The sequence below is a fragment of the Mesorhizobium sp. BH1-1-5 genome (genome assembly GCF_020165615.1).
In the GTDB taxonomy this organism is placed as follows: domain Bacteria; phylum Pseudomonadota; class Alphaproteobacteria; order Rhizobiales; family Rhizobiaceae; genus Mesorhizobium.
Map to the genome: position 1 here is coordinate 1 of NZ_JAIUIM010000012.1, position 19,003 is coordinate 19,003.

Sequence of the window (19,003 nt, forward strand, 5' to 3'; positions counted from 1 at the left end):
GTCGCCGTGACGGCGACCGCGCTCGAGATAAGCCGGAAGGGGGAAGAGTCGGTGGGGGAGGGGCCGCACGCACCGGCCGCCGCGATGCCAAATCCGGCTCGCGATGGGCTGCGCCGCTGCCAGATCCTCGGCGAGGCCGCCCTGCGTGACGATGGATGCGCGCGACTGTGGGCCGAACAGCGCGATCGCTTCCTCGGTCTCGATAAGCCGTCGGGAAGTTCGACAAGCGAGCCGACCTTGTTGCAGTCGCCCGATACTGCCCTGCGCGAGGCCCGATAGATGGGAAATACCGGCGTCATCGACCAGTTCCTGGCGACCTTCACCCGCTATATCGACAGCGGTTTCGGCCTGCTCGGCGGCGAGGTCGCCTTCGTCGCCACCACGCTGATCGTGATCGACGTAACGCTCGCCGCGCTTTTCTGGAGCTGGGGCGCCGATGACGACATCCTTGCGCGGCTGGTCAGGAAGACGCTCTTCGTCGGTGTTTTCGCGTACCTTATCTCCAACTGGAACGGCCTCGCCCAAATCGTCTTCGAGAGTTTCTCCGGTCTTGGCCTCAAGGCGAGCGGAACTGGTTTTTCGGCACAGGACCTGCTGCACCCCGGCAAGGTGGCGCAAACCGGACTCGACGCGGGACGACCGTTGCTCGAGGCGATCTCCGGGTTGATGGGCTACGTCTCCTTCTTTGAAAACTTCATCCAGATCGCTTGCCTGCTCTTCGCCTGGGCGCTCGTCCTGCTCGCTTTCTTCATTCTGGCGGTGCAGCTTTTTGTGACGCTTATCGAGTTCAAGCTGGCGACGCTGGCCGGCTTCGTGCTGATACCCTTCGGCCTCTTCGGCAAGACTGCCTTCATGGCCGAACGCGTGCTCGGCAACGTCATCTCGTCCGGCATCAAAGTTCTGGTGCTTGCCGTGGTGATCGGCATCGGATCAACACTCTTCGGCGAATTCACCCAAGGCTTCGGTGGCGAGAACCCCACCATTGACCAGGCCATGGCGATCGTGCTGGCGGCGCTGTCGCTGCTTGGCCTCGGCATCTTCGGTCCCGGCATCGCCAACGGCCTCGTCGCGGGTGGACCGCAGCTTGGCGCCGGTGCCGCCGTCGGCGCTGGCCTTGCCGCGGGCGGCATGGCGGTTGCAGGCTATGGCACAGCCGGCCTGGTGGCGCGAGGCGGGACAGCCGCACTCTCGGGAGCGGCGTCAGCCACGCGTGGCGGCACGTCACTCGCCGGCGGCGCCTCGGCCGCTTACACGCTTGGGGCCGCCGGCCAAGCTGGCGCGACAGGCGTCGCCTCCGGCTTGGGCGGCATTGCGCGCGCTGGCGCTTCGGCGGCAGCCTCCCCACTCAAGCGCGCCGCCGCAAGCACCGGTCAATCGCTCAAGTCGAGTTTCGCCTCCGGCGCCAGTTCCGCCGCTGAAATCACCGGCGGTTCGTCGACGATGGGGACGATCGGGGGCGTTGCCGCGTCGGCCGCAGCTCCTGCGCCCGGCGCGGGCAAGCCGTCCGCCACCCAAGGACAGCCCGAATGGGCCAGACGCTTGCAGCGCTCTCATCGCCTGTCCCATGGCGCCCAGACTGCCGCCCACGCGGTGCGCGCCGGCGACAGCCATGGCGGCGGAGCTTCGATTTCTCTTTCTGAAGGCGAATGACCCATGAACATCTTTAGGCGCCCCGCCGTCCACTACGGCAAGATCCCTCGACCGGAGACACCCTATCAGAAGGCGGAGCAGATCTGGGACGAGCGCATCGGCTCCGCCCGCGTGCAGGCCCGGAACTGGCGCGCCATGGCGTTCGGATCGCTGATCCTGTCGGCGGGCCTTGCCGCCTCCCTCGTCTGGCAGTTGGCCCGCGGTTCCGTCGTGCCCTGGATCGTGCAGGTCGACAGGTTGGGCGAGGCCCAGGCGACCGCGCCCGCGATCGCCGGCTATAAGCCGACCGATCCGCAGATCGCCTGGCATCTTGCCCGATTCATCGAACAGGTGCGCTCGATTCCCGCTGACGCGGTCATCCTGCGCCAGGACTGGCTGCGCGCCTATGAATGGACGACCGACCAGGGCGCGGCGGCCCTCAATGACTATGCTCGTGCCAACGACCCTTTTTCCAGGGTCGGCAAGAGCCAAGTCGCGGTGGAGATTTCCTCGGTCATCCGGGCCTCGCCGAACTCCTTTCGCGTCGCCTGGAGCGAGCGCAAGTACGAGAACGGCCAGCTTTCGGGGACCGAGCGCTGGACGGCGATCCTGACGATTGTAATGCAAATGCCGAGCGATGCAGAGCGGCTGCGCGCAAATCCGCTCGGCATCTATGTCAACGCCATCAATTGGTCGCGGGAGATGAGCCAATGAGCCCGACTTTGCGTGTTGTCGTCGCTTCGGTTCCCGCAAGATACCTGCTATCAGCGATGCTGGTCTCGGGGACGACGCTGCTCGCAAGCTGCGCCATGCCGCTGAAGAAGCCCCCGAAAATCAGCTACGATTCCTATATTCCGCCTTTGCCGGCCGCTCCGGCCGCGGCGACGGACCAAAGGCCGAAACCGCTTCGCGTGCCACCAGGCTGGGCTCCCACGCGGGGCGGCGCCATCGCCCTAACGCCGGCCGCGCGCGTCGAGAACGCAAACGCGGCGGCGCGCGTGGAGCCGCGCCGGGAGGGTTACTACAACGCCATTCAGATCTATCCATGGAGCGAAGGCGCGCTCTACCAGGTCTATGCCGCCCCAGGCCAGATTACCGACATCGCGCTCGAGCCTGGCGAGAGCCTGACCGGCGACGGGCCGATCGCGGCCGGTGACACCGCGCGCTGGATCATCGGCGACACCGAAAGCGGGTCCGGCACTAGCCGACGTGTCCACGTCCTGGTGAAACCCTCGCGGGCCGACATCACGACGAACCTCATCATCGCCACGGACCGGCGCAGCTATATGCTTGAGCTGCGGTCAGGCGCCAAGCCATACATGCCCGCCGTCGCGTGGTCCTATCCGGCCCCGAAAGCGGGGATTCTGCAGACCGCCGCAACGACGCCGATCATACCGGACTTTAGGGCGCGCAACTATCGTTACGGCCTTACAGGCGACAGCCCGCCCTGGAAGCCGGTGAGCGCCTTTGACGACGGCCGCAGAGTCTATATCGCCTTCCCGCGCGGCATCGTTCAAGGCGAGATGCCACCGATTTTCGTCATCGGTCCAGACGGCGAAGCCGAAATCACCAACAGCCGCGTCTATCAGAACGTCCTGATCGTCGACCGCCTTTTCGGCGCGGCCGAACTACGTCTTGGCGCCGGCAAGCGGCAACAGACGGTAAGGATCGTCCGTATCGATGGCGGAAGAACCGATGGTCTGTGGCGCAAGCCAAGCGACTGGGCCGCGCCGGAGGTGCCGAACTCAGCGACGCGGGGAGCGCGGCAGCCATGAACGAGAAAGACATGCCCGTCGAACCCATGCGGCTTCGCACCGAGGCGCCGCGCGTGACGCGTCTGTCGCGCAAGATGCTCGCGGGCCTCGGCTTCGTCGCCTCGCTCAGTGTTGGCGGTGCCCTGATTTACGCCCTGCAGGACGCTAACAGATCCAAGCAGGGCGAAGAGATCTACCCTACCTCAAATAGGCCGCCCGCCGATGGACTGGCAAGCCTGCCGCGCGACTATGCAGGTCCGGTCCTTGGGCCGCCGCTGCCGGGCGATCTGGGCAGGCCGATCCTCGATGCCCAAAACAACGGACAGACCCTGGTGCCACCTTCGATCGCAACCCCTGCGATTGACGAAGCCGAGCAACGCCGGCGGGCCGACGAGGAAGCCGCCAGAACCTCGCGCGTCTTCTTCCAGACTGCGCCAGGAGATGCCAGGACCGCCGAGGCGTCCGCCCCGGCCGGCAACGAGCTTGCCAGTCAGAACGGCCAGCCAAATGCGCAGGATCGCCAGCTTTCCTTCCTGTCCGCCGCCGCGGACCGGCGTACCGTGGCGCCAGATCACGTGGCGCCTCCGGCGTCACCTTATGTACTTCAAGCCGGCGCCGTGATCCCGGCGGCGCTGATTACAGGTATCCGGTCTGACCTGCCCGGGCAGATCAGCGCCCAGGTAACCGAAAATGTCTATGACAGTCCCACCGGCCGCTCGTTACTCATCCCGCAGGGCACTCGTGTCATCGGGCAATACGATAGCGGAATTGGTCCGGGACAGCGTCGCGTGCTGCTTGTCTGGAACAGGCTAATCTTTCCCGACGGACGCTCCATCGTTCTGGAGCGGCAGCCAGGCGCTGACCCGGGAGGCTATGCCGGTCTCGAGGACGGCGTCGATTATCACTGGGGCGAGCTGTTCAAGGCCGCGGCGTTGTCGACCGTCCTGAGCGTTGGCGCGCAGGCCGGTTCGTCGGACCAAGACAGCGAGATCGTGCGTGCTTTGCGCAGCGGCGCTTCCGATAGTGTAAGCCAGGTAGGCCAGCAGGTTGTTCAGCGGCAACTCGCTATAGCGCCGACGCTTACGATCCGACCAGGATTCCCCGTTCGGGTGCTCGTAACTCGGGACCTTGCCCTTGAGCCCTACGGAGGTTGACAGTGGCCAAGTTGAAACTCTCAACGATCGCCGACGACAAGCCAGTGAAGATTACGGTGGAATTGCCGGCGCCTCTGCATCGCGATTTGGTGAAATACGCAGAGATCCTTGGGCGCGAGACCGGTCGGCCATTTGCCGATCCATCGCGCTTGATTGCGCCGATGCTTGAACGGTTTATCGCAACGGACCGCGGCTTTGCCAAAGCAAAAAAGGACGACGCTTAGATAGAGCGTTCCTATGGCCGGTGATATCTTTCTGCATGACCTTCGCCCCGCGAACTTCTCTGAGAAACGCGAACTTCCCTGAGAAAAAGGCCGCGGGCCACGCATACCGGGATTTGGGCTCCGGTGTGTGAAAGGTTCGGCCGCCAGCCTTGGGCGGGAGGTGTCTCAATGGACGCGAGGGCAAATTAGGCGCGCCTGCACACGTTTCTAATTGCTATCATACGCAAAGGGATCGCGGCCAATTTCGTCGCCCGGCCCAAGCTGGCGGCTCGGATTCAAATAGCCGGCTATGTCATAGCCTTCGAACAGCCATTGTTGAAACTCCTCGTCATTCACCCGATCCAAAAAGCCGGCGAAGTATTGGGAGCACAGTTCATTGAGCAAATCCCGCAATTTCTGGGCCTGAGCTTTTGTGACGCCAGGTTTCAACGCGAGGCCGTATCGGATTCCGGGCAGCGACAGAATTGCTTGCCCTTCCAGATCGATGACGAACCGACCATTTTGTGTTTCGCGCATGCCGAAAAAAACGCCCGCGGCTTCGATGGGCACTACGTATCCCGGTTTTCGTGCCATGGTCCTGGCTCCTTTGTTGAGCCAATAGTGAACAAAATGAGAACACCGGAGTCAAGTGCCTCTTGAGCACCGTAGGAATATGCTCCTCTTTCAGGGATGCCTGGCGGCGGACCAGAGTACGAGATCGCCGCATTGCCAGAAGCCTTCGTCCAATATGACACCAAGGTCTAGGGCGACCACGGGTGCGCAGTTCTGCCATTTGGAAGTCACCTGGGATGTAATGATATCAACGAAATGCGTCATCGGCGTATACCTGACGCGAATGCCACTTGTCAGCCTGCCCGCCCTGTTCCGTCTCGACGATGAAGCTTCCATTCCGACTGTGGGCCACCGAGGAGAACCGTGGCGTCTGGCAACCAGATGCCACTGCGGTTGCCGTTCAGTGGTGGAAAACGAGAGAGATCGAATTCCGCTGCGGGTGGTCAGGGCCACCTACGGAAGGAAACTGAAAAAGCTTACATCGCGTGATCGACGCGTCCTCGATCAGTGCAAAATGCGGCTCCCAAAGTTCTCCTCGCTTCAGCTACCGCAAAGGATGGAATATGTGTCCCCGTGTCCCCGCAACCACTTTCATCAAAAATCAATTGCCGTCCCGGTCTGATCGATCGGGGCGGTTTTTGGGTTTGGAGGGGTACGCGATCGCGGCGGCGCGCCAGAGGGTGCATCACCGCCGAGAGCCGCGCGAAACGAAGAGCGAGCAAGTTAAACTAGTGCGCCTCAGTCTAATCGGGGTCGACCGGTGCACGGTGATGAGAGAGGCAAAGTGGCCAGCCATTAATGGGGCACGGTCGCGATGACTTCTGTTCAAATGGCGCCAGCGCGAGTTTGCATGCCCTGCCAGAAGCGTTCGGCAATGGGGGAAAGTGTTCGGTCGCGCCGCCTCACCAGATAGTAGGGTTCGCTGCGGGCGGGCAGGTCGATAGGCAGCATCGTTGTGGTTCTGGTCCGGCTAAGCACGTTGGCCACCTCTGTCGAGAGCAGCGCTACTCCTGTGAAGGCAGTGATCTTCGGTCGTGCAGAGAGCAGCTAGCCACCGGCCGCAACGAAACCACTAGGGTCCTCTGTCGGTGACAGACGAACTCTCTCGTCTCTCGCTCCATCGATCCTCCTGCACGCTCAATAGCTCGGTCGCGCCATCGCATTTCCTGCCTCGATCGTCACCTGTCGTTTGATTGAGCACAATGTTGGCATGAACGACCCACCCGCCTACGCAGCCTTTTTTGCGAAAGCCCACACCATCAGCGGATACTCTTCGTCGTTGCTCAAATCCCGCCACACCCCGTAGGCCCGCACCGGGCCGCCGATATGCGCCTTGGCGCATGCCTTGTTGCCCCAGCCGAACGCTTGCACGTCGCTTTCGCCGAAACCACCTTCGACCATTAGCTGCTTCAGCCCCGCGGGGGTCCAGCGGTTGTAGTCGTGCGGGCGCGCATGCACCCGGAACAGGAAAGGTGTAGCCACCATCGCCCAGCCACCGGGCTTGGTCATAGCGTGGATGTTGGCGGCGGCCGCCGGCGGCCGCCGTACATGCTCCAGCACCTGATCGGCGATGACGATGGAATATTGCTCGTCAGTGCGGTCCTTGCAGATGTCGAAGTCGGGGAAGTCGACCGAGCGGTAGTCGGGGCACAGCGCCCGCCAATAGCGGTTCCAGCCCGGCGATATCTCGATCACGTCGCGCGACTTGCGGTTGGCAGCCTCGAGGAAGACCGTAAAGGCTTCGATCTGGCGGATGCGCAGCCAGTTGCGGTTGTCATAGCGAAGCAGCCGCTTCACCGCGTGTTTGCCGCGATTCTTCAGGGCGCCAGCAAGGCTTGTCATTCTCGACCTCCTCCTGCCCGCCGCGGTGGGGTGTCTAGCACTGAGAAGTGCGGAAAAAATGACGGCACAGCTTTTCCTTCTGCCGCGCTTGTGTTGGCGAGCCCAAGGGCTTGCCGTGGGACCTATCAAAACGATTTCCACCGCATATGGTACGCAAACGCGCGGTCGCGCGATTTGCATGCCGTAAGGGATTTCAGGAATGTACGTAGGCCGTTCTTACAGGTTGCTGGATTTCGCGCTCTGGTCGCGGCGCAGCGTCATCTACATGGTCGTGGTGAGCGGGTTGGCGATCGCCGCCTACCGCCTTCCCGCGACCGCGGGTTTTTCGGTACCATGGTCGATCGTGCTGGTGCTCGGCACCACGGTGTCGCTCGTCACCGGCTTCAAGAATTCGCAGGTCTTCACCCGCGCCAACGAGGCCCTGCAGGCCTTTTCGCAGATCACCGCCAGCAGCCGGATGCTGTCGGGCTTCTGCCGGGATTTCATGGATGCGGCCAACGCCCGGCAGTTGATCCACCGTCATCTTGCCTGGCTGACGGCGCTGCGCTTTTCGCTGCGGCGGCCGATGCCCTGGGAATCGCTGGCGAAAGCAGCCAACATCGAATTCCGGCGGCGCCGCTATCACATCCAGGAGGACAGGACGACGCTTGCCGAGGAGCTGCGCAGGCTGCTGGGCGAGGAAGCCGCAAGCATGCCGAAATCGCCGCAGCCGGCGACAGAACTTCTCGACAGGCAATTGGCCGAGGTCAACGGCTTGCTGAAGCGCTCAGCCGTCCCGGCCCAGGTCTACTCTGAGCTGATCAAGCTGATACGCGACTTCCAAGACCAGCAGGCGCGTTGCGATCGCATCAAGAACAATCCATATCCCCGGCAATACGCGATCGTGAGCTCGATGTTCATGATCATCTTCTGCACCTTGCTGCCCTTCGGCGTCGTTCCGGTCTTTGCCGACATGGCCAAGCTGGGCGGCGTGCTCGGCTGGATCTCGATCTGGCTGACCATACCGTTCAGTGCGCTGCTGGGCTGGGTCTACATGTCGCTGGACCTGGTAGGCGAAAGCAGCGCCAATCCTTTTGAAGGCAACGCCAACGACGTGCCGATCTCGCAAATCTGCCGCGACATCGAGATCGAGCTGCGGAGAGGGCTCGGTGAGACCAATCTTCCCGCGCCGCTGGCGCCAGTGAACAACATCGCGACGTGAACGAACGGGAGCTTCGCGAAACCGCGCCGCAACCATGATTTGCGACGCCGCTTTGGCCGCAGCCGTCGAGTAGCTTGCGGCCACGCTCCGCGGCCGACATGCTTGGAGTCGGCTGGAGGCCTGCAGCCTCACCAGCGCGCGACGTGCGCGCTGGTGCGATTTTAGGTTTCTCCTCGGCGGAGAACCCGGCAATGATCAATAGTTGCCGTTGTAGTAGCGGTCGTCACAGGGTGCCGTGTAGATTTGGCCGTAGCGGTCCTGGTAGCGACAGAGCTGGCGGCCGCGCGGCTCCTGCGGCGTGGTAGCTGAGCCAACGACAGCGCCGAGCAGCGCGCCGCTCGCCGCACCGATCACCGTGCTCTTGGTGTTGCCGCCGATCGCCTGTCCGACCAGCGCGCCGCCGGCGCCGCCGAGCAACGCGCCGGTTGTGGCCCGCTGCTGCCCCTCGGTCTGCGTCTCGCAGCCGGCAAGTGCTGCGGTCATGAGCACCGCCAGAATAGCCTTCTTGATAATCATCACTAGAACTCCTCTGAAGCCCCAGGGACTGGAAAACGGGGGCGGAATCGCCAAGTGCGGTCGCATTGCGGCGGAACGGCGGCGCGCTGGCTCACGAAGTGAATCACGGTTTCCCGGCAGTTGAACACCATGGTTGCCAAAGCGAAAACGTGGCCTTCATGCGGGTAAATATCCGCGCGGTCAGCTGATCTTCAACTGCACAGGATGAAAGCGCGTTCGGAATGGTCCGGGCCCGCCTCGATCTGTTCGATCGGGGTAGGTTTTGGAAACGGCGCGCGGTCCTTGACCATTCCTTCGATATGGAAAGCCAGGGCCTATTCCGCCAGATCACGCGCCTCGGCAACAGTTTCACCAGCCGTGACGACGCCCGGAAAGTCGGGAAAAGACACTCCGTAGTCGCCGGTCCGCTCTTTATGGATCAGCCCGACATATTGATGCATTCCAGTCCCCTTGCCGTAGGGCCATCGACCGCTACTTTAAAGTGCCGGCACGACGGTGCAAGACCATGGACAAGTTTGCAGAGGCTGGCAAACCGCCCCAGGGGAGGCGACGGGTTCGCGCCGCGCAGTACCTGCGAATGTCCACCGATGGCCAGACCTACTCTATCCAGAACCAGAGGGATGCAATCCGCAGTTATGCCGATGTCATGGGGTACGACATCGTTGCCACATATGAAGATCCCGGCCGAAGCGGGCTGCATATAGAAGGCCGGCCCGGCCTGAAGAAGCTGCTATTCGACGTTGAACATGGGCTCGTCGATTTTGAAACGGTCGTCATCTACGACGTGAGCCGATGGGGCCGTTTTCAAAACATCGATGAAAGCGCGTCCTACGAGTATCGATGCCAGATGGCTGGCGTTCGAATTGAGTTTTGCGCCGAGCAATTCGGGAATGACGGCACCGTGGGATCGGACGTGCTCAAGGCCATAAAGCGCAGCATGGCAGCAGAGTACAGCCGGAGTTTGTCGCAGAAGGTCTTTATGGGCCAGGTGCGGGTGGCCGGGATGGGGTTCCACGTAGGCGGCCTGCAGGGGCTCGGACTAAGGCGCCTGATGATTGACCAGTTTGGACGGCCGAAGGTCATCCTTGCTCGCAACGAACACAAAAGCCTTCAATCAGACCGGGTCATTATCGTACCGGGGCCACCGGAGGAGGTAGCAACTGTTCGATTGATCTTTCGCCTCTTTGTCGGGTCACGGAAAACTGAAACAGAAATCGCAAGATACCTGAATGACCGGGGGGTGGCGAACGACTTCGGCCGGCCATGGAAGTGCGGAAGCGTACGCCGTGTGCTCACCAACGAGAAATATATCGGCAACAACGTATGGAATCGTCGCTGCACCAAACTCAAAAGCAAGGTGGTATACAATCCTCCGGACCAGTGGGTCAGGGCAGACAACGCTTTTGAGCCGATCGTTAGCCGCAGGTTGTTCGAAAAGGCTCAGCAAATTGTCAAATCGCTGTACCTGCGTATGAGCGATGATGAGATGCTGGCGGCCCTGCGCAATCTCCACAACCGCCATGGAAAACTATCTCATGCAATCATTAAGGCAGCGCCCGAATGCCCATCAGGCTGGCGTTATAGATCACGTTTCGGAAGTGTGCTTGATGCCTACAGGCTGATCGGTTGCCTGCCGCCAAGGCAGGGTCACTTCATCGATCTCAAAAAACGTCTCGAAGTTATCCGTTACCGGGTAATGGAAGACCTGCAAGATGCGATCAAAAAAGTAGGTGGGCACGTCTCCTGCGACCCTGACACGGAGCTTATCCGGATCAATGACGAGTTCACCGTGGTGATCGCGATAGCGCGTTGCCGTGTTTCGCACAACGCATACCCCCGCTGGTCTTCAAAGGCTGCACGAGAGACCGCGGCGGATATCTTCGTTCTCATCAGAATGCATCCGGGCGATCTGGCCATTCGAGATTACCTGATCGCCCCAATGCATGAACTTGCCGAGATCAGCGGAAATTTCCATGCGAACAATGGAATGAAGCTGGATGCGTTTCTTTTCCAATCGTTGGATCCGCTTGTTGCGCTGGCTGAGAGAGCATTCGTAGGGAGCGCCACATGACGGTGCGCCGCGTAGTGTTAAGCCTGGAAGACGCCGATCGTGTTCTGCAGAACAGCCGGACCAGGCACGCTGCGCTGTTGGACAAGATGCACGAGCCCGGCAGGTGGTTTTCCGGCAGCATGCTGCTCAGGACCTACGAGGCTGAATGCGAAAGAACGCGCAAAATGACGGCCGAGGCGAAGACCCCTCGAAATCGGCTGGAGACCATAGCTGGAGCGTTGCGAAATCCGTTGAAGCAGGAACAGTTCCGTCGCCTGCTATCGGCCGAAGGCCTCGCGTTCGTGCCGAAGGCGCTGGCTGAGCGGGTCAGTCCCCAGCAACCTGCGCAAAGCGCGTGTCCACACACTGAACCGAAGCCGTTGGTCACCGGACTTTTGCCCGAGGTTCTGGATCTCTTGCAGGATTGGTCTGTGCCGCCCCAGGTCTTCGCATCTTTGCGCAAGATGGTACCGGAACGGCAGCTCAAAGCGGCAAAGCTGATGATCGCCCTGAAGCGGGCGAACTTCCACTATGCGCAGCTTCTCAGCACACTTACTCCCGTGTCGCAGTTGGCGGATCCGTCCAGGCCCAGAAAGAAATTTGCCGGCGTCACAGCCGATCAACTGGCTGCCATGGAAGCTGAGTTTGACATGCTGAATGAAGAATTCCTGCACTGCGCCAGCTTTCGCGGCATCTGGGCGTTAGAGCTGATGGCAGCGAGGTCCTATCTCGACCGCCTGATGGAGAACGTGCGGGTGGTTAGATACCTTGCGCAGAACTTCCCGGAGCAGCTCGCAGCGTTTCAAGCGATCCTGGATATTCCAATGGATCGGGAAGCTCTGGCGGGCCATCCGAAAAAAACCGGACGAAGGCGCAAGCACCTTGTCTTTTGAGTGGTCGCCTCAAGCGCAAGATGCTGTCCCACCAGTCGTTCTCAATTGCCTCACAGCCCACCGACAAACAGTCAAGAAGGACCGAGCGCTGTCCGGCTGCGAGAGCGAGCGCGGCAATGATCTCAGCCTGGGAGGGGGCCTGCAACAGCTAGCACTTCGAGGCTCTCAATCTCTTGCATCACCTTTCCGGCGATCCCTTGCAGGTCGCCATACATGCCGACTGTCGACTCGATCACTCCCTGAATTTGCGCTTCTCGCTTGGCCCACAGTCGGGTGGTGGCTTTGCGCTCACGGGCAAGGTCATCCTGCATGTCGGAGAACTTCTCGACAATGGCCTCGATACGCTGCCTGAAGCGCGGCCCGGTCAAATATCCATAGACGAGCTCCATTTTTGAGGCCTGGCCGACCTGCACGAGTCGGGAATTACTCAACTCGATCAGCGACTGCCGTAGCATAACAGCGATTGGAATGGCGCACTTGGGATGGGCGACGTATACGCCATCGACCAGGTCGAATGTTTCGACCCCGGTGGGCAGGATCTCAGAAATAAGCAAAGCGATGTCAGCCTTTGCAGCCCGCTGGTCAGCTCGCAGCTTGGCGAGCCAGCCTTGACTCCAATTCTTGGTGCGCTTTGACTCCCAAAGTATGGCCCCGCATGGCTGACCGGCGGGACCGACGACCCGCTGAAGGACGTCACCACCAAACTCGCCCTTCGCCACTGGCTCGATTACATCAACCGGGAAGCGACTGCTGATTAGCCCTTCGAGTTCCAACTCCAGAGCTTCACCTTGCAACTGTTGGGATCCCTGTTCAGCGCGGCGCTTCAGATCCTCGATCTGGCGCTGCATGCCCGCGATCTGTTCCTCCTTCTCGACGATCTTCATCTTGAGACCGTCTTCAGCGTCAGACCTGGCCTTTGCACGAACAGCGTCCAGTCCCTCCTGGACCTTTCGCTCGATCGTGAGCGTCATTTCTCTCCGCTCGTCCTCTAGTGCGCGCTGCTTCGTCAGATACTCTGCTTGTTGCTTCTGCGCCTGTTCGAGCTTGTCATCGCGCGCTTTGAGCGTTTCCTCCAGCTCTGCCACCTTGCGGTCGCGTTCCTCCAGGTCGGCCGAGAGCAAACGTCTGGCCTTACGAGCCTCATCGGCGACAATGTGAGCTCGCTCCACCATGACCTTTTCGGCAACGAGACTTTCGACGCCTTCTTTGGCCACCGCAACTTCATGGCGCTGGCGCTCGAGTTCTTCCTCTCTGATGGCGATGGCTGCATTGGTCTGAGCGATGCGTTGCTCGTACTCCTCTCGCGTGGCAGCGATCAGGGGCCCCGCGAGAGATTCGTTAAGCTTGATGTCAGTCTTGCAACTGGGGCAGGTGATCGTCGGCTCGTTGAAGAGCTTGTCGCCGTGCAGAGTCTTGCTGACAGGTTGAATGGTCATTTGAGTTCGCCTCGGAAGAATCGGTTTCCCAAGGCACCAGTATAGGTTATGCGGCGCGGCTCGAACAGAACAAAGTAAGAACATTCACGGCCATCATCCGACTACGCTCAGACTATAGCCGCGACGATGAGTGTGGATTGTTGCCAGCGTGGCCCTATTGAAACGCGCTGGACCGGAGACCAATCTAACGCCATGCCTACCCACCGACAAATCGACCCGACCGCAAAACTGATGGCGGAGTGGCAGCTGTCTCCGTCTGCAACGCTTGGGTCGTCGGTTCGGGCGAGGGGCATTTTTCTCGAGGTCCGCTCTCGTCTGCCGGCGTCGCTGAAAAAGCTGCTCCACATCGAGTCGCGCGTGCTCACCTTACGCCTGCCAGAGGGCGTCGATGCCGATGTGCGAGCGGCTTCGGCGATAGTGTCCGAAGCCATGCACGACATCGAAGACTTGCTGGTGATCCCGCGCGAAGTCGAGGACATCCTGACGATCAAGCAGGTCGAACGGCACCGCTGGCTGAAGGACGGCCGCTTGCAAAGTGCCGGGACCAGAACGGTGAAACTTCGCGGCCGCGCCAGGAAAATCACCTTCCACGTGTTCGACCCGCGACAGATTGAAGATGTGCTCGATCGCGACCTGGTCACCGTCTGGCGTGAAGAGGACGCCGCGATGGCCGCCGAGAACCGGCGGCGCGCCTCCGCAAAGGCGGCCCTGAAGCGTGCGCAAAAAAGAGGCCGGCGCGCTGTCGACAAGCGCGATGAGGATGACGCCGGCTCTAAGCTGCGTGGCTGGGAGGATTTCGAGAGCGACGGCTTTCTGCGTTGACGGGCGGTAGCAGGCTCGTAGCCGCGATCAGGAACAGCTGGTCATGAATCCTCCGCCGGCGAGCGGTGTGGAGGTGCACATTCGCGGCCGGTTCGCGGTAGCGCTTTGCATCATGCTGTCGCCGGTGTCAGACAAACTTTTGCTGATCCTGTGAAGTTGCTCCCGATTGCTGGCGATACGGTTTTGATCGATCTGGAAAACGCACTGCGAATAGGCATCTGTCCCGGGCTTGAAACCGTAGGCGTGCTGACAAACTGAACCAATTTGCGACAACATCGGCCCTTGGGCCGGCTGCAGTTCCTGACATCCCGCAAGTACGAGAGGCGAAGACGCGAAAATCTTCGGGGTGATCGATCTTACGAGTAAAGTCGAAACCCGGATGGCCGCCTTAAGTTTGGGGCGTGCTATCCAATTCGTCGCCAATGCATCGGTGCTTGGCTACGACGTTCGTAGTGCGATAGTTCTCTATGGGTTGCCGGGAATGACAAGCCTGAGGAAGTGGGACTGCGATCGCCTCTGGGCCCAATTCGGCGGCGCCCTGCTCAAACCTACACGGCTACCCTGTACCGCTCGATCGCCTCCCAGTCGGCTTCGACTCCGAGTCCGGGGCCGGTTGGTACAAATATCGCGCCGTCACTCACGGCGAGCGGTGAAACGACAAGATCGTCGGTCATAAGATAGTTGGCTGTATAGAAATCGCTGCCGTATTTAATTGCAGGTGATGAGCACGCAAAATGCAGGCTTGCGGCGAGACCAATGCCGGACTCCCACATGGCACCAGCGTAGCACGGAACTCCAGCAGCTTCGCACATACCAGCTACTTTCTTGGAACGCAAAAGTCCGCCCATCTTGGCAATCTTGATTGAAATAATATCTGCTGCTTGACGCTTGGCGACCTGGAAACCCTGATCCCAGCTTAGCACGCTTTCATCTGCCATTATTGGGGTGTCGAGCACGGCGCAGAGTGCCGCCATCGCATCGAGGTCGAAGCCTTTGAACGGCTGTTCGATGAAAGTTGGCTTGAAGGCCTCCAACTGCCTGCAGAGCCGCGTCATCTGCTCACGACGCCCACCCTGGTTGAAATCAATCCGAAGGTCGAAGTCGTCGCCGACGAGTTTTCGTAGGGCTTCGACGCGGATAAGCTCCTCGCGCTCGGGCAACACGCCGGTCTTGATTTTGAGAACTTTAAACCCCTGATCGAGAAGCCACCGGCTTTCCTCGAGATCGGCCTGGGTTTCTTGATTTGTTACGGAGTAGCTCAGGCTGATCCTGTCCCGCACAAGACCGCCCAGGAGCTGGTTGACGGGGCAGTCGAGAGCTTTGCCGACGATGTCGAAAACAGCCATTTCGACGCCGGTCTTGGCAAAGGATGAGCCGTAATGTGCGGCGTCCATCTTCAACAGGATCGCCTCGATGTTGAACGGGGTTTCACCTATGAGGGCTGGCGCTAGGTAGTTGTCGATCGTGGCCTTGATGGCGAATGCGTTCTCGGCAAAAACGGCCCATGGTGAGCATTCTCCGACGCCCGAAATCCCGGCATCGGTTTCGATTGCGACGATTACGGCGTCCACCGACACGAGATCACCGACGCCAAGTTTTCCGGGGTGCCTGATCGGCGGGCGGGTAATGATCGAAGTGATCGACGTTATCTTCATAGCGTGTGTCTCCGCATTGCGCCGGCTTGGGAAGGGCTTGAGCGCGGTTGGGAGAGTTTGATGCCGACATTTCGCGTCTGGACGTAGCCGTCTAGCGCTTCTTGGCCTTTTTCTCTGCCGTAGCCGGACTGTTTCACTCCACCGAACGGCGTCTCCACCCCGCCGACGAACCAACCGTTGATGTAAATCTGGCCTGCCCAGAGTTGGTCAGCCGTCCAGAGTGCGCGGTCGAGATCTTTTGTGAAAACGCCCGCGGCCAACCCCTGTTCGGTGCCGTTCGCAAGTTCGACGGCGTTCGAAGGATCGTCGAACGGCGTGACCGCAAGGACGGGCCCGAAGGTTTCCGTTTGGAAGAGCTCAGAGCTGGGTGCTACATCCGCAAACAGCGTCCCGGCCATGAAGTAGCCGCTGCGATCCCTTAGCGCGGAACCGCCTGTGACAACCCTGGCCCCCTGTGCGATTGCGTTTTCGCAGGCGCGCTCGACGTTGTCCCGCTGCTTTTTCGATATCAGTGGTGTGATGTCGCAATTATCGCGGCCTGGCCCGACGGACAGCCCCTCGACGCAAGACTTTACGCGCTCCAGAACCTCGTCAGCGATCTTGCTGTCGACCAGCAGACGGGAAAAGGCGTTGCAGTTCTGGCCGGCGTTGAGGAACGAACCGCTGCGCACCGCCTCGACAACACAATCGATGTCCGCGTCGGCATAAATGATACCGGCCGACTTGCCGCCCAGTTCCATGATGCAAGGCACGATCCTGTCGGCAGCGGTCTTGAGCACCGTTCTGCCGGTCGCCATCGAGCCGGTGAAGACGATGTGGCGAACATCGCGATGCTGGATAAGCGCCTGCCCGGTCGTGTGGCCATATCCGGTGAGAATGTTGACCGCTCCCGCTGGCAAGCCAGCAGTTTCGCATGCACGGGCAATCTCGAGGCCGGAGAGGGGCGCAAGATCTGGTGATTTGATCACCACCGAGTTGCCGGTCGCAATGGCGCAGGCCAGCGATCGTGCCGTTAGTTCCAGTGGGAAGTTCCAAGGCACAATCTGGGCCGAAACGCCGAACGGGCTTCTGAGGGTATAGTCGACAAGATTGGCCCCACGCGGAATCGAGCGGCCTTCGAGCTTGTCCGCCAGCCCTGCGTAATATCTGAGATAGCGAACAGCAGTGCCGACTTCTTCGCGCGCTACGTCGATGGCTTTGCCGGTATCCATGCAAACGGTCACCGCGATCTCTCCACCACGCGCCTCCAACGCGTCGGCGACGTGAAAGAGCAAGCGTCCCCGGTCATAGGGATGCATGTCGACAAGGATTCGTTCGCGAAACACTCTGTGGGCCGCGGCAACCGCCAGGTCGACGTCCTCGACGCCTGCCTCGGCGACGAGCGACACGATTTTCCCAGTAGATGGGTCATCGACCTCGATCCGTCTGCCTGACGCGCAATCTTTCCATCCGCCATCGATGAAGCTTTTCAAAACGGCGCTGTCAGTCATAGGCGTGCTCTTTCGAGATCGCGTCTGCGATTTTCTCGGCCACCATGATGGTGGGAATGTTGGTGTTTGCCCGCGGACAAAACGGCATGACCGAGGCATCGGCGATGCGCAGACCCATAACGCCACGAACGCGTCCGGAAGAGTCGGTCACGGCGAGAGGATCCGAATCTGCGCCCATTCGGCAGGTTGATGTCGGATGCCAATTGCCCGTGACATTGCGCCGGACAAACGCCTCCAGACGATTGTCGTCGGCGGTAAGGCTGGCAATCGAATCGCCATCTGTAATGACATTCTTGATGAGGTTGCGCCGCAAGCCCCCTGAGGTATCCATGAGCGTGGCCAAGACGGACGTCAGGCCATAGTTTATTCGGTTGATCTTGCTGATCTGCTTGGCGCGACGGTTCCAAGCTGACGGAAACGCGTCAAGAGCTACCGCGGACAGCGGCTCGTGCTGGAGCAATCTCGCCAGGAAACGGAACCCTGCCTTCAGACGATCGATATCCCGCCGATCGCTTAACCAGTTGAAGTCTACCCCAGGCTCGACCATGTATGCGCGGTCCCTGAGCGTTACGGCGCCCGTGGAGTAGGCCCGGTTTACCCAGAGCTGGAGAGAACCAAGGCGCTTGCCGAGCGGGTGCCAGGCAGACTTGGCTACGGCGGATATGGCCATGTCAGTCGGAGGGCAGCCATCGACACCTGACGAGTATCGGGCATGCATCTGAATATGACCGGTGACATTGGGCGACATGCGGTTGGCTGGCAGCAGATAAGCCGACACCGCGATCGAAGGATGCTCCTGCAGGTTCTGACCGACGCCTGAAAGATCGGCGACCAGGGGGATGCCGAGTTTTGCCAATTGCTCCGATGGGCCGATACCGGACCGCATCAGGATTGCGGGTGAATGAATTGCGCCCGCGCAGACAATGACATTCGGCGCGCGATAGGACCGTCGGCCAGAAGCACCTTGGGTATCGACGCCCGTGACTGCGCGTCCGGCAAAGGTAAGGCGCTCGACCGTCGTGTCTGCAAGGATTGTGAGGTTCTTCCGGGAGCGAACCTGAGGTGTCAGATACGCGATTGCCGCCGAAACGCGACGTCCGTCGCGATTTGTCAGCGGCACAACGGAATAGCCATCTCCAAAAGTGCCGTTGAAGTCTGGCCTGAATGGAAGACCGGCTGCCTCGTAAGCCCGCGAAACCGCTTGAATGAAGCCGGACCACTCCGATTTCCGGACCCGCTTGATGGGCAACGGCCCGTCAGTGCCGTGATATTCGTTCGCAAAGTCCTGGTCGGCTTCAAGCCGCCGAAAATAGGGCAGAACGTCGTTCCAACCCCATCCCGAGGCACCGCTCGAGGCCCAACCGTCATAATCTTCGGGCCCGCCGCGATTGGCGACTTGCGCATTGATGCTCGAGCCGCCGCCCATGACACGGGCCTGCTCGTAATGGCTTGGCTTGCGGCCATCGCGGACTGGCGTCGCGTTGAGCGATGGCCATTGATAGGCCGGGTTGAAATAAGCGCGTGTTGGATTGCCGTCGAGGATATCGTCTGGAATTGCGCCGCCGGCTGTGTCTCGCCCGGCCTCGATCAAAAGGACGCGACTGCCATTTGCGGAGAGCCGGTTGGCCATGACACAGCCCGAAGAACCGCCGCCAACAATGATGTAGTCGAATGTCAAAAGCTCGCCCGCGCGCCTTATTTCGTTGCGCCAACCTAAGGCGCTTTGCCGCTAAAACCACGTCAATCATGCGGTCGCTCGCTATGAGTTTTTCTCATATCGCACCT

General features: G+C 60.6%; 19 protein-coding genes. 10 read left to right on the forward strand and 9 right to left on the reverse strand.

The genetic code is table 11. The annotated features are described in order from the left end of the window. From trbK-alt to LB572_RS17285, 6 genes are all read left to right on the forward strand, one after another. The coding region (trbK-alt, locus tag LB572_RS17260) for a putative entry exclusion protein TrbK-alt (protein ID WP_224668531.1) at positions 1-279 on the forward strand (279 nt) is incomplete at its 5' end. Beyond that, a complete protein-coding gene (gene trbL / locus LB572_RS17265) occupies positions 280-1,650 on the forward strand; it encodes a P-type conjugative transfer protein TrbL (RefSeq protein ID WP_224668532.1) in 1,371 nt (456 codons plus the stop codon). A gap of 3 nt (positions 1,651-1,653) precedes the next feature. Continuing rightward, complete coding sequence (gene trbF, locus LB572_RS17270) at positions 1,654-2,343, forward strand: conjugal transfer protein TrbF (RefSeq protein WP_224668533.1); 690 nt, start codon at positions 1,654-1,656, stop codon at positions 2,341-2,343. Beyond that, positions 2,340-3,404, forward strand: coding sequence for a P-type conjugative transfer protein TrbG (trbG, locus tag LB572_RS17275; RefSeq protein WP_224668534.1), 1,065 nt, complete (start codon positions 2,340-2,342; stop codon positions 3,402-3,404). The genes trbF and trbG overlap by 4 nt, the downstream gene beginning before the upstream one ends. Then, on the forward strand, positions 3,401-4,537 hold the full coding sequence (locus LB572_RS17280; RefSeq protein ID WP_224668535.1) for a TrbI/VirB10 family protein: 1,137 nt from the start codon (positions 3,401-3,403) through the stop codon (positions 4,535-4,537). The genes trbG and LB572_RS17280 overlap by 4 nt, the downstream gene beginning before the upstream one ends. 2 nt (positions 4,538-4,539) lie before the next feature. Then, a complete protein-coding gene (locus LB572_RS17285; RefSeq protein WP_224668536.1) occupies positions 4,540-4,761 on the forward strand; it encodes a DUF2274 domain-containing protein in 222 nt (73 codons plus the stop codon). A 207-nt stretch (positions 4,762-4,968) separates the two neighbouring features. Here the strand turns inward: LB572_RS17285 and LB572_RS17290 are convergent, their stop codons facing one another. From LB572_RS17290 to LB572_RS17295, 3 genes are all read right to left on the reverse strand, one after another. Further along, positions 4,969-5,334: a hypothetical protein gene (locus LB572_RS17290; RefSeq protein WP_140805337.1), complete on the reverse strand. Its 366-nt coding sequence runs from the start codon at positions 5,332-5,334 to the stop codon at positions 4,969-4,971. Between the two features lie 804 nt (positions 5,335-6,138). Further along, positions 6,139-6,264: a hypothetical protein gene (locus LB572_RS34405; RefSeq protein ID WP_263498091.1), complete on the reverse strand. Its 126-nt coding sequence runs from the start codon at positions 6,262-6,264 to the stop codon at positions 6,139-6,141. A 276-nt stretch (positions 6,265-6,540) separates the two neighbouring features. Beyond that, positions 6,541-7,155 (reverse strand): class I SAM-dependent methyltransferase, encoded by a 615-nt coding sequence (locus LB572_RS17295; protein ID WP_224668537.1) that lies wholly within the window; start codon positions 7,153-7,155, stop codon positions 6,541-6,543. Positions 7,156-7,354: 199 nt separating this feature from the next. Here LB572_RS17295 and LB572_RS17300 point away from each other — a divergent pair, with 199 nt between their 5' ends. Beyond that, a complete protein-coding gene (locus LB572_RS17300) occupies positions 7,355-8,356 on the forward strand; it encodes a bestrophin family protein (protein ID WP_224668538.1) in 1,002 nt (333 codons plus the stop codon). Positions 8,357-8,551: 195 nt separating this feature from the next. On the opposite strand, the gene LB572_RS17305 is transcribed toward LB572_RS17300, so the two are convergent. Beyond that, the gene (locus LB572_RS17305) at positions 8,552-8,872 is read right to left on the reverse strand and encodes a YMGG-like glycine zipper-containing protein (protein ID WP_140805332.1); all 321 of its coding nucleotides are present in this window, start codon (positions 8,870-8,872) and stop codon (positions 8,552-8,554) included. A 314-nt stretch (positions 8,873-9,186) separates the two neighbouring features. Beyond that, positions 9,187-9,312: a type II toxin-antitoxin system HicB family antitoxin gene (locus tag LB572_RS17310; protein WP_140805330.1), complete on the reverse strand. Its 126-nt coding sequence runs from the start codon at positions 9,310-9,312 to the stop codon at positions 9,187-9,189. 65 nt (positions 9,313-9,377) lie between these two features. On the opposite strand from LB572_RS17310, the gene LB572_RS17315 reads away from it, so the two are divergent. Continuing rightward, positions 9,378-10,943: a recombinase family protein gene (locus LB572_RS17315; RefSeq protein ID WP_224668539.1), complete on the forward strand. Its 1,566-nt coding sequence runs from the start codon at positions 9,378-9,380 to the stop codon at positions 10,941-10,943. Then, entirely contained in the window at positions 10,940-11,815 is an 876-nt protein-coding gene (locus LB572_RS17320) for a plasmid partitioning protein RepB C-terminal domain-containing protein (RefSeq protein WP_224668540.1), read from the forward strand. Before LB572_RS17315 ends, LB572_RS17320 begins: the two co-directional genes overlap by 4 nt. A gap of 122 nt (positions 11,816-11,937) precedes the next feature. Here the strand turns inward: LB572_RS17320 and LB572_RS17325 are convergent, their stop codons facing one another. After that, on the reverse strand, positions 11,938-13,251 hold the full coding sequence (locus LB572_RS17325; RefSeq protein ID WP_224668541.1) for a DUF2130 domain-containing protein: 1,314 nt from the start codon (positions 13,249-13,251) through the stop codon (positions 11,938-11,940). A 192-nt stretch (positions 13,252-13,443) separates the two neighbouring features. On the opposite strand from LB572_RS17325, the gene LB572_RS17330 reads away from it, so the two are divergent. Continuing rightward, positions 13,444-14,073 carry a hypothetical protein gene (locus LB572_RS17330; protein ID WP_140805322.1) on the forward strand — a complete coding sequence of 210 codons (630 nt, stop codon included), beginning with the start codon at positions 13,444-13,446 and terminating at the stop codon, positions 14,071-14,073. Positions 14,074-14,621: 548 nt separating this feature from the next. Here the strand turns inward: LB572_RS17330 and LB572_RS17335 are convergent. The 3 genes from LB572_RS17335 to LB572_RS17345 are packed head-to-tail and all read right to left on the reverse strand — an operon-like array spanning position 14,622 to position 18,896. Further along, a complete protein-coding gene (locus tag LB572_RS17335) occupies positions 14,622-15,728 on the reverse strand; it encodes a mandelate racemase/muconate lactonizing enzyme family protein (protein WP_140805320.1) in 1,107 nt (368 codons plus the stop codon). Continuing rightward, positions 15,725-17,218 carry an aldehyde dehydrogenase family protein gene (locus LB572_RS17340; protein ID WP_224668542.1) on the reverse strand — a complete coding sequence of 498 codons (1,494 nt, stop codon included), beginning with the start codon at positions 17,216-17,218 and terminating at the stop codon, positions 15,725-15,727. Before LB572_RS17340 ends, LB572_RS17335 begins: the two co-directional genes overlap by 4 nt. Further along, complete coding sequence (locus LB572_RS17345) at positions 17,211-18,896, reverse strand: GMC family oxidoreductase (RefSeq protein ID WP_224668543.1); 1,686 nt, start codon at positions 18,894-18,896, stop codon at positions 17,211-17,213. The genes LB572_RS17340 and LB572_RS17345 overlap by 8 nt, the downstream gene beginning before the upstream one ends. Between the last annotated feature and the right edge of the window lie 107 nt (positions 18,897-19,003).

Excerpts from the sequence above, each read along its gene's own strand:
- trbL (WP_224668532.1), top strand. The coding sequence starts at position 280 with ATGGGAAATACCGGCGTCATCGACCAGTTCCTGGCGACCTTCACCCGC.
- trbF (WP_224668533.1), top strand. The coding sequence starts at position 1,654 with ATGAACATCTTTAGGCGCCCCGCCGTCCACTACGGCAAGATCCCTCGA.
- trbG (WP_224668534.1), top strand. The coding sequence starts at position 2,340 with ATGAGCCCGACTTTGCGTGTTGTCGTCGCTTCGGTTCCCGCAAGATAC.
- LB572_RS17280 (WP_224668535.1), top strand. The coding sequence starts at position 3,401 with ATGAACGAGAAAGACATGCCCGTCGAACCCATGCGGCTTCGCACCGAG.
- LB572_RS17290 (WP_140805337.1), bottom strand. The coding sequence starts at position 5,334 with ATGGCACGAAAACCGGGATACGTAGTGCCCATCGAAGCCGCGGGCGTT.
- LB572_RS34405 (WP_263498091.1), bottom strand. The coding sequence starts at position 6,264 with ATGCTGCCTATCGACCTGCCCGCCCGCAGCGAACCCTACTATCTGGTG.
- LB572_RS17295 (WP_224668537.1), bottom strand. The coding sequence starts at position 7,155 with ATGACAAGCCTTGCTGGCGCCCTGAAGAATCGCGGCAAACACGCGGTG.
- LB572_RS17300 (WP_224668538.1), top strand. The coding sequence starts at position 7,355 with ATGTACGTAGGCCGTTCTTACAGGTTGCTGGATTTCGCGCTCTGGTCG.
- LB572_RS17305 (WP_140805332.1), bottom strand. The coding sequence starts at position 8,872 with ATGATTATCAAGAAGGCTATTCTGGCGGTGCTCATGACCGCAGCACTT.
- LB572_RS17310 (WP_140805330.1), bottom strand. The coding sequence starts at position 9,312 with ATGCATCAATATGTCGGGCTGATCCATAAAGAGCGGACCGGCGACTAC.
- LB572_RS17315 (WP_224668539.1), top strand. The coding sequence starts at position 9,378 with ATGGACAAGTTTGCAGAGGCTGGCAAACCGCCCCAGGGGAGGCGACGG.
- LB572_RS17320 (WP_224668540.1), top strand. The coding sequence starts at position 10,940 with ATGACGGTGCGCCGCGTAGTGTTAAGCCTGGAAGACGCCGATCGTGTT.
- LB572_RS17325 (WP_224668541.1), bottom strand. The coding sequence starts at position 13,251 with ATGACCATTCAACCTGTCAGCAAGACTCTGCACGGCGACAAGCTCTTC.
- LB572_RS17330 (WP_140805322.1), top strand. The coding sequence starts at position 13,444 with ATGCCTACCCACCGACAAATCGACCCGACCGCAAAACTGATGGCGGAG.
- LB572_RS17335 (WP_140805320.1), bottom strand. The coding sequence starts at position 15,728 with ATGAAGATAACGTCGATCACTTCGATCATTACCCGCCCGCCGATCAGG.
- LB572_RS17340 (WP_224668542.1), bottom strand. The coding sequence starts at position 17,218 with ATGACTGACAGCGCCGTTTTGAAAAGCTTCATCGATGGCGGATGGAAA.